This is a genomic window from Mycolicibacterium sp. XJ879 (genome assembly GCF_053483935.1).
The window spans coordinates 658,683-672,660 of record NZ_JBEFTH010000001.1; the positions used below are offsets into that span (position 1 = coordinate 658,683).

11 protein-coding genes are annotated in these 13,978 nt (G+C 65.8%); 7 read left to right on the forward strand and 4 right to left on the reverse strand.

The annotated features are described in order from the left end of the window. The first annotated feature begins 3 nt into the window (after window positions 1-3). Window positions 4-897 carry a universal stress protein gene (locus ABQF13_RS03390; RefSeq protein ID WP_448391277.1) on the forward strand — a complete coding sequence of 298 codons (894 nt, stop codon included), beginning with the start codon at window positions 4-6 and terminating at the stop codon, window positions 895-897. On the opposite strand, the gene ABQF13_RS03395 is transcribed toward ABQF13_RS03390, so the two are convergent. Further along, the gene (locus ABQF13_RS03395; protein ID WP_448391278.1) at window positions 880-1,923 is read right to left on the reverse strand and encodes a zinc-dependent alcohol dehydrogenase family protein; all 1,044 of its coding nucleotides are present in this window, start codon (window positions 1,921-1,923) and stop codon (window positions 880-882) included. The genes ABQF13_RS03390 and ABQF13_RS03395 overlap by 18 nt on opposite strands. Further along, complete coding sequence (locus ABQF13_RS03400; protein ID WP_448391280.1) at window positions 1,920-2,216, reverse strand: hypothetical protein; 297 nt, start codon at window positions 2,214-2,216, stop codon at window positions 1,920-1,922. The genes ABQF13_RS03395 and ABQF13_RS03400 overlap by 4 nt, the downstream gene beginning before the upstream one ends. A gap of 179 nt (window positions 2,217-2,395) precedes the next feature. On the opposite strand from ABQF13_RS03400, the gene ABQF13_RS03405 reads away from it, so the two are divergent. The 4 genes from ABQF13_RS03405 to ABQF13_RS03420 all read left to right on the forward strand — a co-directional run bounded on the left by ABQF13_RS03405 (window position 2,396) and on the right by ABQF13_RS03420 (window position 6,369). Beyond that, on the forward strand, window positions 2,396-3,763 hold the full coding sequence (locus tag ABQF13_RS03405) for a wax ester/triacylglycerol synthase domain-containing protein (protein WP_448391281.1): 1,368 nt from the start codon (window positions 2,396-2,398) through the stop codon (window positions 3,761-3,763). 23 nt (window positions 3,764-3,786) lie between these two features. Further along, window positions 3,787-4,176, forward strand: a complete 390-nt coding sequence (locus tag ABQF13_RS03410; protein ID WP_448391282.1) for a PNPOx family protein — start codon at window positions 3,787-3,789, stop codon at window positions 4,174-4,176. Between the two features lie 544 nt (window positions 4,177-4,720). Next, window positions 4,721-5,014, forward strand: a complete 294-nt coding sequence (locus tag ABQF13_RS03415; RefSeq protein ID WP_448391283.1) for a hypothetical protein — start codon at window positions 4,721-4,723, stop codon at window positions 5,012-5,014. 2 nt (window positions 5,015-5,016) lie between these two features. After that, entirely contained in the window at window positions 5,017-6,369 is a 1,353-nt protein-coding gene (locus ABQF13_RS03420; RefSeq protein WP_448391284.1) for a wax ester/triacylglycerol synthase domain-containing protein, read from the forward strand. Between the two features lie 9 nt (window positions 6,370-6,378). Here ABQF13_RS03420 and ppsA read toward each other — a convergent pair whose 3' ends face one another. Further along, entirely contained in the window at window positions 6,379-8,655 is a 2,277-nt protein-coding gene (gene ppsA, locus ABQF13_RS03425) for a phosphoenolpyruvate synthase (RefSeq protein WP_448391285.1), read from the reverse strand. 156 nt (window positions 8,656-8,811) lie between these two features. Here ppsA and otsB point away from each other — a divergent pair, with 156 nt between their 5' ends. Next, window positions 8,812-12,768, forward strand: a complete 3,957-nt coding sequence (gene otsB, locus ABQF13_RS03430) for a trehalose-phosphatase (protein ID WP_448391287.1) — start codon at window positions 8,812-8,814, stop codon at window positions 12,766-12,768. Between the two features lie 27 nt (window positions 12,769-12,795). On the opposite strand, the gene ABQF13_RS03435 is transcribed toward otsB, so the two are convergent. Then, window positions 12,796-13,404: an SRPBCC family protein gene (locus ABQF13_RS03435; RefSeq protein ID WP_448391288.1), complete on the reverse strand. Its 609-nt coding sequence runs from the start codon at window positions 13,402-13,404 to the stop codon at window positions 12,796-12,798. A 117-nt stretch (window positions 13,405-13,521) separates the two neighbouring features. On the opposite strand from ABQF13_RS03435, the gene ABQF13_RS03440 reads away from it, so the two are divergent. After that, window positions 13,522-13,941 carry a pyridoxamine 5'-phosphate oxidase family protein gene (locus tag ABQF13_RS03440; RefSeq protein WP_448391289.1) on the forward strand — a complete coding sequence of 140 codons (420 nt, stop codon included), beginning with the start codon at window positions 13,522-13,524 and terminating at the stop codon, window positions 13,939-13,941. Window positions 13,942-13,978 lie beyond the last annotated feature (37 nt).

Here is a 13,978-nt window from a genome sequence, read left to right on the forward strand (position 1 = left end):
CACGTGTCACATCACGGAGTCGTCGTGGGCACCGACGGGTCCGCGTCCGCACATGTGGCGGTGCGGTGGGCGGCGCGGGAGGCCGCGATGCACCGCGTCCCGCTCACGGTCGTGCACGCCCTCGCCCCGTTTCGGGTAGCGGCGTCGACGGCGCTGTGGCCGTTCGGTCGGGTGCCGGAGGAAGTGCTCGAGAGCCAGGAGGACGACGCTCGCAACACCATCGCCCACGCGGTCCAGGTCGCTGAAGAAAGCTTGGCCGGCGCGGATCGCCCAGATATCTGCAGTGAGTTGTACTTCGGGCAGTCGGTGGCGGCTCTGGTCGAGACCTCCACGACGGCCAAGCTGGTGGTGGTCGGACGGCAGGGGCAAAGTGCACGGTCTCGCCGCATGCTCGGGTCGGTGACCACTGCGGTCGTGCACCACGCCCACTGTCCGGTCGCGGTGATCCACGACGACGCAACACCGGGGCGGAAACCGGTGCTGGTGGGCATCGACGGTTCGCAAGCATCGGCGTTGGCGACGGCAGTCGCTTTCGACGAAGCCTCGCGCCGAGGGGCGGATCTGGTTGCGCTGCATGTCTGGAGCGACGCCGATGTTCCCGACACGTACCGCATGCAGTGGTCATCGCTGCAGGCGACGGCCGAGAAGACGCTCGCCGAAAGCCTGGCCGGCTGGGGAGAGCGCTACCCCGACGTCGTCGTCCACCGCGTGGTGGAGCTGGACCAACCGGCTCGCCAGCTGCTCGACCGATCAGAAGAGGCTCAGCTTGTCGTGGTCGGAAGCCGCGGCCGCGGCGGATTCGTGGGGATGTTGCTCGGTTCGGCGAGCAACACGGTGGTCCAGGCCGCCCGGGTCCCGGTGATCGTCGCGCGGCAGCAATCAACCCGCCGTCAATAGAACCTTCAGCGCACCCGAACGGGTCGCATCGCCGAAAACTCCATAGGCCGTTTCGAATTCGGCCATCGCAAACCGGTGGGTGATCATCTCCGCGGTAACGAGCTGACGGCTTGCGACCAGCTCGATCAACGTAGGGGTGGAGTAGGTGTCGACCAAGCCCGTCGTGATGGTCAGGTTCTTGATCCAGATCTGTTCGAGGTGCAGTGTCGCAGGGGCGCCGTGCACACCGAGGTTCGCCACGTGTCCGCCGGGACGAACCAACCTGACCGACTCTTCGAACGTCTCGGGAAGACCGACCGCCTCCATTGCCACATCGGCGCCCAAGCCGGCGGTCAGGTCGTCGATGACCTCACGGGCGCTCTGATTCGTGGAGTTGACAACGACGTCTGCCCCGAGTTTGCGGGCGGCGTCCAGGCGGGCGTCGGTGACGTCTACCGCCACGATGTGCTTCGGGCTGTACAGCTTCGCGGTGAGAACGGCGGCCAGGCCGATCGGCCCTGCGCCGACGATCGCCACCACATCACCCGGGCGGACGGTCCCCGCGAGGACACCGACTTCATAGGATGTCGGCAGGATGTCAGCCAGCAAGATCATCTGCTCATCGCCGACACCGGCAGGCACCTTGTGCGTGGAGTTATCGGCGAAGGGCACCCTGACGTACTCGGCTTGTGTCCCGTCGATGAGATGTCCCAGAATCCATCCGCCACCGCCCAGGCACTGGCCATAATGACCTTCCCTGCAGTACCGGCACGCCCCGCATGCGCTGATGCACGAGATCAACACCCGGTCTCCCGGCGACAGCGTCTGCACTGCCGATCCCACCTCCGTCACCGTGCCGACGGCTTCGTGACCCAGCACCCGCCCCGGTTCGACCTCGGGCACATCGCCTTTGAGGATGTGTAGATCGGTTCCGCAGATCGTCACCGCCTCGACCCGCACGATCGCATCGGTGGGGCGCTGGATGCCGGGATCCGGCACCGACCGCCAGGAGACGCGTCCCGGACCGTCGTAGACCATTGCTTTCATATGTGCTTCCCTCGAAGGTCTCTACGGGTGGGTCCCGTGTGTCTCGATGTGACCGGCGAACGGATCAGGCCTTGGCGCCGCGCCGGCCCGAGGTTCGACAGAACCTGTTGCAGCAGCGCGTCGCACGCTCCTCCGTCGTGGGCGATCGCGGTCAGTCCGCGATGCACGAGGAAGGCGTTCAGGCGCCGGTCGATGGGCCAACTGCGGTAGGCCGCTCCGGTGAACTCGGAACGCAGGAAGGCCCATGCGATCGTGTCCAGTTCCCCGCGTTTCGGTTCGATGCTGGTCTTCACCCTCGCGTCCCTTCGACCGGTCCATCGTCACTCCGGTGGGTCGAGTCCGTATAGAGAAGAAAGTCACTCGCTGTCCGGGCCGGACCGCCCGTGTCTGGATCAGTGACTTTCGGCCCTGCCGACGTCTTCCGTTGCGGCGAACAATAGGTCTAAGATACGTGTAACTGGAGGTTACGGCTATGGCGACGCTCACCGGTTTTGATGCGAAGTTGCTGCAGGTGGAGGAGACCGACCCGAATGCGAATTTCGCGGTCGCTGCGCTGGCCGTGATGGCGGGGCCCCTTCCCGATCGCGACGCGTTGCACGGGGCGCTGGCCCAGCGTCTCGCCACCGATCGTCGGTTCAGACAGGTCGTGCGCCGATACCCGTTCGACCTCGCCAGGCCGCGAGCGGTCGTCGTCGACGAGGACTTCGCCGAGCATGTGCACCACATCGCGGTCCCGCGTCCAGGAGACGATCAGGCGTTGTTCGCGCTGGTCTCCGACGTGATGAGCTGGCGCCTCCATCACGGCGATCCGTTGTGGGAATGCTGGGTTCTCGAGGGCCTTTCGGAGAACCGCTGGGCGATTCTGCTCAAGACCCACTCGAGCATCGCCGACGAAGCTGAGGTGATGCGGATGCTCACCCGGTTGACCGACGACGAGGAGGCGGATCCGCAGATCCAGCGCGACGACAACCACGTCATGCGCACGCTGAACCCGCTGAGATGGGCGGGGGGAGCGTGGCGGACATCCGCGGCTTTGACGGCTGCGGCGGCACGCGTCATCGCCGACACCGTCGGGGGGACCAGGGGTGGTGAACGTCCTGCGGAGTGCCCGCTGACCGGACACGTCACGAGCCTGCGACGTTATGCCTCAGTGGAATTAAGCCTCGCGGATGTCGCAAAGGTGTGTGACGCCTTCGACGTCACGGCCAAGGACATCGCCCTTGCCGCGATGAGCGGAAGCTACCGCAACCTGCTGATGCGCCATGGTCGGCCAACCCACTGCGGTTCGCTTCGCGCCCTGGTGCCGACATCGACGCACGCCCGTGCCGCTGTCGCACTGCCGGTCGATGAGTCCGACCCCGTTCGGCAACTGCGCAAGGCACACACCCGGTTGACTCGTACCGACGGGCCCAGTGGTGCGGGAGTCATTCATCCATTCGCGTCGCCGGCGGGGCAGGACGGCCACGCGCTACCGTGGCTGCCGCAGCGAGGAGCTGTGGCGCTGACGCCGATCGACTCAGGTCCCGCTGAGCGGCTTCGGTTCATCGGACAGGACATCGTGCGATTGCTGCCGATTCCGGCGATCGGACCGGGTACGCGAGCAGGGCTGGCGATGGTGAGCTACGCCGGCAGACTCGTCGTCGGCGTCACCTCCGATGATGAAGCGCGTCCTGAGGTCGGCGAACTGGCGCGCGGCATCGAGCAGACGCTGGCTCGGCTCAGCACCATCAGTGCGTCGGCGCGGCGGTCCAACAAGAAGACGATTCTGTACCTGCTGCCGGGAGAACCCACAGCCACCCCGGCGCGGGGACGGCGGGACAAGCGCGCCACGAATTCCTAACGCGGACACCAGGATCAGCGCAAATGGAATCGTTGCGAAACGGGGTGCGTACCTTCAACAAGCATGTCCTCAACCCGATGATGCTGCGTGTGGCCGGGCGCAAACACTGGTACGCCGCGGTGATATGGCACACGGGGCGACGGTCCGGAAAGCGCTACGCCACACCTGTGGTGGCCGCCCGGGTCCCGGAAGGGTTCATAGTTCCGCTGCCATACGGAACGAATGTCGATTGGCTCCGCAACGTGTTGGCCGCCGGGCGTGCGGTGATCACCGAGAGCGGGGAGACCTACGACGTCGTCGAACCCACGGTCATCGATGCGGCATCAGCCACGCCCCCGCTCTCGGCGCGTCGGCGAGAAACCTGGCGGCGGTTCGGCATCGAGCGTTTCCTCAAGGTCAAGATCGTGTCGTGATCCTGCTCGCCCGAGGCCGCGCCGCCGCTGATACCGACATCGTCGGCGATCAGCCGGATCCGGTTCTTCCGCTGCGAGGATCCGATCGGTGTCTCGCAGCGAACCAGAAGTGCCCCGCCACGGCCGCTCGGGCGGCGAGTAGCCCTCGTCGAGGAGATCCTCGGTGCAGCGCTCGAGCAGGGTGTCCTCCGCCGACAGTTGATCTTCGTCGTCGCCGCCGTGGGGTTCTGCTGCCGGGCCTGTGTCATGTGAGCGTGGGATGCGCGACGAATGCCCCCTGGCGCCAGGACTTTGGACTCTATGACAGGTGTCGGGTCAGGTGGTCGGATATCCACTATGGCGCCAGAGGGTTCCAACGGGAGGTAACGCGATGAGCACTCGACAGCAGTCCGAGGCCAGAACACGCATGTTTTCCCGCGTGCTCGGACCTTACCTGGCGATTCTCGCCGTGCTGGCCTTGGTGAGGGCATCGGAGATGCCGGCACTTCTGTCTGAGTTCAGTACAAACACGGTGTGGCCGTGGGTAACTGGCGCATTTGTTCTGTTGGCCGGTCTCATTGTGGTCGCCCTGCACCCGTACTGGCGGGGTGTCCCGAAGGCCATCGTGTCGGCGCTCGGTTGGCTGACGGCCCTCAAGGGCGCACTTCTGCTGGCGATTCCCCAGACCTACCTCTCTGCCGCCGACTCCATGGTGGATGCCGGCAGCCGGTGGATGGCGATCGAGGTGGTGGTGGCGGCCGTCGGGCTGTACCTGACCTACGTGGGGTGGGCCCCGGAGCGCCACCGGCCGACCGCCCGCTCGGAAGGGGCCTCGCCCAACCTGCCTAGGGCTGCTTGACAGTGGCCGAGATCCTCAGCAACAGCGACGCCTTCATGTGGCGGAACGAGCGCGATCCCCGGCTGCGGTCGACGATCGTCACGCTGATCCTGCTCGACCGGTGCCCGGACTGGCATCAGCTGGTCGAACGGTTCGATCGGCTGAGCCGGACGGTGCCCAGGTTTCGGCAGCGGGTGATACCTTCGACGCCTTTCGTCCCGCCGCGTTGGGATTTCGTCTCCGACTTTGATCTCGGCTTCCACCTGCGCCGCGTCACCGCTCCCGAGCCTGGGAACATCGACGCGCTTCTGGAACTGGCCCGGGTGGCGGCGATGGCCGACTTCGACCGGGCCCGTCCGCTGTGGGAGGCCACGTTGGTCGACGGCCTGTCCGATGGCGGCGCCGCGGTGCTGGTCAAGTTCAACCATGCGCTCACCGACGGCGTCGGCGCGGTCGAGCTGGCCAGGATCCTGTATGACCCCATCGACCGTCCTGCACGTGAACCGAAGATGCCGGAGCCGACCGGGCAGAGTCGATTAGGCGCACTCCGTGCCGTCGTCGAGTACCAGAGCGGTCTCATCGGCACGGCGATCTCGACCCCGATCAAGGCGACGCCGGCCGTGGTGCGCGCCATTCGCCGACCCGTCGACGCCGTTGCGGGTGGCTGGTCGACGGCAGCGTCTATCCTGCGCACCGCCCGTCCCATCGCCAAACCCGGGTCGCCGATCATGGTCGACCGCAGCCTCGTCCGTCAGGTTTACGTCCACGAAGTGCCGAAATCGGCGCTGCGCCAGGCCGGTCACCTCGCCGGCGGTTCGTTGAACGACGCGTTCGTCGCCGCGGTCGCCGGCGGACTTCGCGCCTATCACGTGAAACACAACGCACCCGTGGACGAGCTGATCCTGTCGATGCCGATCAACCTCCGCACCGAAGCGGACCCCATGGGCGGAAACCGGGCAACACTGATCCGGTTCGACATCCCGGTGGGCATCGCCGATCCCGTCGAACGCATCCGCGTCGTGCGTGACCGTACCGACAACGCGCGCAACGAGGAATCGCTTGCCCATACCGAGTTGATCGCCGGCGCACTCAACTTGATGCCGCGTTCATACGTCGGTTCGGTGCTTCGCAACGTCGACCTCATCGCCAGCAACGTTCCCGGCTTTCCCGTGCCCGTGGCTTTTGCAGGCGCGCCGGTGCGGGCGCAGTACGCATTCTCCCCGACACTTGGTGCGGCGCTGAACGTCACGCTGCTCTCGCACGTCGACACCTGCGACATCGGAATCAACGTCGACGGCGCAGCGGTGCCCGATCACGACGTGCTCTTGGACTGCCTCACCGCGGGATTCGCCGAAGTGCTCGCTCTCGCACGCTGACCGCGCTACTCATGCACGTTGGTCGCGTGCCGCCTCCAAAATGATCCGCCGCTCGGCCGCCGCGATCACCTTTCGTGCCGCATCCGCCGCGTCGGGGTTGACCGACACCGAGGTGATACCCATCCGCACGAGATGTTCGGCGAAGGCCGGATTCGTCGACGGTGCCTGACCGCACAGCGACGACGTGATGCCGAACCTGCGTGCGGTGCTGATGATCTGGCCGATCGCATCGAGAACGGCCGGGTCGGATTCGTCGAACAACTCGGCGCAGATGTCGGAGTCACGGTCCACGCCGAGCACCAGCTGGGTCAGATCGTTGCTGCCGATCGACACCCCGTCGACACCCATGCCGATGTATTCCGGAAGCCAATGCAGCACCGACGGCACCTCGGCCATCACCCAGCGATGCAAACCGCGCTGACGGCCCAGCGGGCTGGCGTCGATGAGCGACAGACACTCATCGAGCTCCCATCGGGTGCGCACGAACGGGATCATCACGTGCACGTTGGGGGACTGCTCCCGAACCCGGGCCAGGGCCTCCAGTTCCAGCGCGAACAGATCGGGTTCCTTGATGTAGCGGTAGCAGCCTCGGTACCCGATCATCGGGTTGTGCTCGACGGGCTCGTATGACTCGCCACCGCTGAGGCCGCGGAACTCGTTGCTGCGGAAATCGGTGGTGCGGTAGATGACTGGGCGGGGGGCGAACGCCGCTCCGATGCGGCCGACCGACGCGACCATCGCATCGACCATGCTGGCCTGCTCCCCGCGCGCGATGAGGTCGCGCGGGTGCCGACCCGACAGCGCCTCGGTCAGCATGAATTCCGCCCGTAACAGGCCGACGCCGTCGACGTGTTGTGCCGCAACCGATTCGGCGGAGTCGGGCATGGCAAGGTTCACGTAGATCTTCGTGGCGGTCACCTCGGTCCCCGGTGCGGACGCGGCCGGCCGGTCCGCGACGGTGGGCGCGGCGGGTTGGATGCGTCCTGACAGGACGCGGCCTTGGTCTCCATCGACGGTGACGATGGTGCCTTCGTGCAAATCACGTGTGGCGGTCCGGGTTCCGACCACACACGGGACTCTCAGCTCGCGCGCGACAATCGCGGCGTGACAGGTCATCCCCCCGGTGTCGGTGACCAGCGCGGCGGCCCGGCGGATGGTGGGTAGCCAGTCCGGATTTGTCATCTGGGCGACGAGGATCTCCCCGTCCTCCAGCCGGTGACCCTCGTCGGGGGTCTCGAGCACGCGGACGGCGCCCGACGCCATTCCGGGCGCTGCGGGCAGGCCACGAGCGAGCACGGCAGGCTGCTCGGACGTCGCCGCCGGTTGGTCCAGCGTCGTGATCGGCCGCGCCTGCACCAGGTACGCCTGATCGCCTTCGATCGCCCACTCGGTGTCCTGCGGGCAGCCGTTGTGCCGCTCGATCGCGACCGCCAGCTCGGTGATGCGCTGCAGCTCGGCGTCGTCGAGCACCCGGGCCGCCGCTTCTGCTTCGGTCAGCTGCACTTCGGTGTCTCGACCGTGCTGCCCGCGGACGATCTTGAAAGCCTTGTGACCCAGCCGCACATCGAGGACGCGCAGCGTCTCCTTGGCGACCACATAGGTGTCGGGCTCCACCGACCCGGACACCACGACCTCGCCGAGCCCGAAGGCTCCTTCGATGACGACCCGATCCCGTGCGCCGGTACTGGGGTCGGCGGTGAAGGCGACGCCGGCCTTGTCGGAGTTGATCATCTTCTGGACCACCACCGCCATCGCCGGGTCGGCGGTGATACCGCGGCTGGCCCGGTACGTGATGACCCGTGGGGAGAACAAGGACATCCAGCACTTCTGCACGGCGTCGATTAGCCCGCTTTCACCCCAAACGTTGGTGATGGTCCGGTTCATGCCGGCGAACGAGGCGTCGCGACTGTCCTCCCCGGTCGCCGAGGACCGCACCGCCACCAGGGTGTCGGCGCCCAGCTCGCGGTACGCGGCGAGAATCGAGTCGCGAACGTCCTCGGCCACACCGGCCTTCTGGACCAGCGCTTGCAGACGCTCGCACAGCTCCGACAAACGGACGGTGTCGGTATGGGTGTCCAACGCCTCCAGGTGCAGGGCGCTGAGCTCGGCATCGACGCCGCCCGCCCGCATCGCATCGAGATAGCTGGCCCGCATGATCACGAACCCCGGCGGAACGGGCAGGTTGGCCGCGACCAGTTCGCCCATATTGGCCCCTTTGCCGCCCGCATCCTCGGCGTCGGCAATCCTGAGTGCGGAGATATTACGGACGTAGGTTCTGTTCGGCATGACCTCTATCGTGTTCGCAGGTGCTACCTCGGTAAAGCGTCTGAGGGCCATTGGCCGAAGGACGTTGGTCACCTGGGCGGTGGCCCAAGGGCCCTTGCCGGTCACGCGGACCGTTCCGCAACCTCTTCACAGGCACACCGAAGGGACGGCACCTGGATGAACACGCCGGTGACCATCGACCCGCGTCGCCACGATGCGGTCATCTTTGATCTCGACAGCGTGGTCACCGACGCCGCCTCCACGCACACCGCGGCATGGAAGACCGTGCTGGACGACTTTCTGGCCCGGCGACCGGCAAGCGATTACGAGGACCACTCGCCGTTCACCGACGACGAGTACCGCCGCCTCCTCGACGGTAAGCCACGCCTCGATGGCGTCACCGATTTCCTGGCGTCGCGCGGCATCTCACTGCCCGAAGGCAGCCGCTCCGCCGCGGACGACGGCACGGTGTGGGGACTCGTGCACCGCACAGAGCAGACCCTGCCCGAGCAGCTCGACGTCGGTGTGCGCGCGTTCGATTCGACGGTCCGGCTCGTTCGACGACTGTCCGCCGCCGGTGTGAAGACCGTGATCTGTTCGTCCAGCCGCAACTGCGAACACGTTCTCGAGTCGGCCGGACTGAGCGACCTTTTCACCGTTCGCGTCGATGGCGTGCTCGCCGACGAACTCGGACTTGCTGGCAAGCCCGACCCCGCCATGCTCCTGGAAGCAACGCGGCGGGGCGGCGCCGAGGCAGAGCGCACCGTCGTGATCGATCACACCGAGGCCGGTGTGCGGGCGGCCCGCGCGGGCGGGTTCGCGCTCGTCGTCGCGGTCGACAGAGACGGTCACGTCGACGGGCTGATGAGATTGGAGGCCGACGCCGTGGTCGCCGACCTGGCCGAGGTCGAGCTGCGCGACGGGGACGCGCGCATGTCGACGTTGCCCAACGCGTTGAACTCCTACGGCCAGCTGATCGGTGTCCTGAGCGGCCGGCGTCCGATCGTCTACCTCGACGTCGATGGAACATTGTCCGAGATCGTCTCGGACCACGACACCGCCTCCCTCGTCGACGGAGCGGTCAAGACCCTGGTGCAATTGGCTGCGCACTGTCCGGTGGCCATCCTGACTGATCGCGATCTGGACGACATCCGAGAGCGCGTCGGCGTCCCCGGACTCTGGTACGCCGGTAGCCGCGGATTCGAACTGCTAGGTCCCGATGGCGATCGGTACCAGAACGACGCGGCGGTCGCGGCCGTGCCTGTTTTGACAAAGGTCGTCGCCGAACTTCGCGCCGAATTCGACGGCATCCCGGGCGTGCGCGTCGAGCACAAGCGCTTCTCGGTCGCCGTGCACCACCGCGACGTGGCGCCGGAGCAGGTGACCGATGTCATCGCGGCGACACATCGATGCGGCCGGCAGCATGGCCTTCGGGTGGCCTGTGGTCGGAAGGTGGCGGAGTTGCGGCCCAACGTCGACTGGGACAAAGGCACCGCGATCGCCTGGGTTGCTGAGCGCATCAACCAATCCGGTCGGGTGGTGCCGATCTACCTGGGCGATGACCCCACTGACGAGGACGCATTCGACGCGATGCGCTTCGACGGCATCGGGATCGTGGTACGACACGAAGAGGACAGCGACCGTCCGTCCGCCGCGCAGTTCACGCTCAACGGTGTCGCAGAGGTTCGCGAGTTCCTGCAGCATGGCGCGAACTGGCTGGCCTACGCGCAGCGGAGCTCCGACGAAGCCTGGACGTACACGTTCGACGGCTACGAACCGCATGCGGAAAAGCTCCGTGAGGCGTTGTGCACCGTCGGCAACGGCTATTTCGCCACCAGGGGCGCTGCCCCGGAGTCGAAAGCCGGCCAGGTGCACTACCCGGCCACCTACGCCGCCGGCGTGTACAACCGTCTCGAGGATCTCGTCGGGGGAACCGGAATCGACAACGAAAGCCTGGTGAACCTACCCAATTGGCTGCCTTTGACGTTTCGTATCGACGACGGTGAATGGTTCGATATCGACGCGGTCGATGTGCTGACGTACCGCCAAACCCTGAACCTTCGCGAAGCGGTGCTGACCCGTGAGGTGCGCTTCTGCGACGACGCCGGGCGGACCACCCGGCTGACCCAGCACCGGTTTGTGGCGATGCACGCCGCGAACGTCGCGGCGTTGCAGAGCAAAATCGTGGCCGAGGACTGGTCGGGGATAGTGCAGCTTCGGTCCACGATCGACGGCAACGTCCGCAACGAAGGGGTTGAGCGGTATCGCGGCTTGGCCAGCACCCACGTGAGCTCGCCGACCAAGCGTGGCCTGTCCGAGGATTCAGTGCTGATGACCGTCGAAACGACCCAGTCGCACACTTCGGTGGCGTTGGCCGCCCGGACCACGGTTTGGCACGGCGAGAACCCTGCCCCGGCCACCTACCGGCTCGTCGACGAGGAGCTCGAGATCGGGCACGACGTTTTCACCGACCTCAAGCAGGGCCAGGAGCTGACGGTGGAGAAGATCGTCAGCCTGGTGACCGCACGTGACACCGACATCTCGGAGCCGGCCACTGGGGCCGAACGGCGGCTGGAACGCCAGGAGCGGTTCGCGACGATACGAAATGCTCATGTGCTCGCGTGGGCCCACCTTTGGGAGCGCCTCTCGATCGAATTCGAAGATCACTTCGACGAGCTACGCATCCTGCGGCTGCATCTGCTGCACTTGCTGCAGACCGTGTCCTACCACAGCCAGGATCTCGATGTCGGCGTACCGGCCCGTGGACTGCACGGTGAGGCGTACCGCGGCCACGTGTTCTGGGATGAGCTGTTCATCTTCCCGGTGCTGAACCTGCGGTGTCCGACGATCACCCGAGCGTTGCTTCAATACCGCTATCGACGGCTGCCGGAAGCGCGCCGCGCCGCGAGGCTGGCCGGTTACTGCGGTGCGATGTTCCCGTGGCAATCCGGCAGCGATGGTCGTGAGGAAAGCCAGGCCATGCATCTCAATCCCAGGTCGGGGCGGTGGAATCCCGATGCCAGCCACCGCGCACACCACATCGGTATCGCGATCGCATACAACGTGTGGCAGTACTACCAGGTCAGCGGCGACCTGGCCTACCTGATCGACTACGGCAGCGAGTTGTTGGTGGAGATAGCTCGATTCTGGGTCAGCAGAACGACATACGACGAGAAGCGCGATCGCTTCGGCATCTCCGGCATCATCGGGCCCGACGAGTTTCACTCCGGTTATCCGGACCGTCCGTATGACGGAATCGACAACAACGCATACACAAACGTGATGGCCGTGTGGGTCATCTTGCGGGCGATCGAGGCGCTGGAGCTGATGCCGCTGCCGAACAGGTTGGACCTGCGCGAAAAGCTGACGCTGACCACCGAGGAACTCAAGCGCTGGGAGCACGTCAGCCGACGGATGTTCGTTCCGTTTCACGACGGAATCCTCAGCCAGTTCGAGGGATATGAAGAACTGGCCGAACTGGACTGGAATGTGTACCGCAACCGGTACGGCGACATCCGACGGCTGGACCGCATCCTGGAGGCCGAGAACGATGACGTCAACCACTACAAGGCATCGAAGCAGGCTGACGCGTTGATGTTGCTCTATCTGTTGTCCTCCGACGAACTGCGCCGGTTGCTGACGCGCCTCGGCTACCGCTTGACCCCCGAGCAGATCCCGAAGATGGTCGACTACTACCTGAGCCGGACGTCGCACGGATCGACCCTCAGTGCCCTCGTCCACACCTGGGTACTAGCCCGCGCGAATCGCGACCACGCGATGGAGTTCTTCGAGCAGGTCCTCAAGTCCGATGTCGCCGACATTCAGGGCGGGACCACCTCTGAGGGAATCCATCTGGCTGCGATGGCCGGCAGCGTGGACCTCATCCAGCGGTGCTTCACCGGGCTTGAGACCCGCGACGACCGTCTGATCCTCGCGCCGAACTGGCCGGAGTCACTTGGTGCACTTGGCTTTCCGCTCCACTACCGCGGCCATCACCTACACGTACGCGTCAGCGGGAAGGGCGCAGAGGTCAGTGTCGACCCGCGAGATGTGCCGCCGGTGATGATCGAGTGCCGAGGCCGGATCGAACATTTGGCCCCGGGCCGCACCATCCGGTTTCCCAGGCGTCCTTAGCGCTCACAGGTGAGGATCGCGACCTTCTCAGACCGCCCGCTCCATATCAACAGCCTGCATCGAATCCAGTGCAAGATTCTTGATCGTCAGCAAGGTTCGGCGCGCGAACAGTGCGATCAGGGGCCCGGCCAGCTCGGTGAGCAGCAGGTCGCCGGGATGGTGTAGTTGGGCACGGGTCCGGATCAGCAAGCGGCAGCGGTCCTCCCAACGGGGCTCGACATGAAACGACCACACCGATTCGAACGGGCACCCCGGGGGGCTGCCGCACAACACTATGGCTTCGTCGTCGAGCACCTGACCAACGGTCATGGTGAACCCGTCGCGCAGGCCCATCCAACCCTTTGGCGCCAGGCGCACCACGTCGCCTGGCTCGAGCCGCTGCCGCTCGGGACGGCTTCGCTCAGTGCGCCGACGGCCGATCTGAAGCAGCGCCGGCCAAACCGCCGATTCCGGCGCGTCAATCCACACCCCGGTCGTCGACCAGACGCAAGGCCGGTGCACCAATTCGTCCCCCGGCAGCCACCGTCGGTACTCCTCCTTGGTGGTGCCCCAGTTGCGGTAGTACCGGCGCGCCGCGTAGAGCAGCGTCGCGACCGCCCCGAGCCGCACGGCCGTTCGCAAGGTGTTGCCAGCCATAGGTCAACCTTGGCGGGCTGGTCGCCGTTCGGACAGGGTCGGAAGTCCCCGATATAGCCGGTGCTTCGGGACTTTCGGCCACTTTCTCCGGCCTCGGCGCGGCGTAATCTTGCGGTCATGGCAACCCAGCTCGAACCTGTCTCAATCCTCTCGGAGACCGAATGCTGGAATCTTCTCTCCAGCGTCTCGCTCGGTCGGCTCGTAACCAGCGTCGACGGACAACCGGAGATCTTTCCGGTCAACTTCGTTGTCCAACATCGCACGGTTTTGTTCCGCACAGCCGAGGGTACGAAGCTGATCAGTTCGGCGATCAACGACCGCGTTTTGTTCGAGGCCGACGGCTACCACCCGGGCGAGGGCTGGAGTGTGATCGTGAAGGGCTCGGCACGCATACTTCGTTCCGACGAGGAGCTCGAGGAGGCGGAGCGGGCACAGTTGCGTCCCTGGACGGGAACGGTGAAACGGCATTACGTGCGCATTCGCCCACTGGGCGTCACCGGTCGCCGATTTGCCTTTGGGGCCGAAACCAACTGCTGAATCCCCGTCGCAGTGGCAATTGGCGCCACCGACGAAA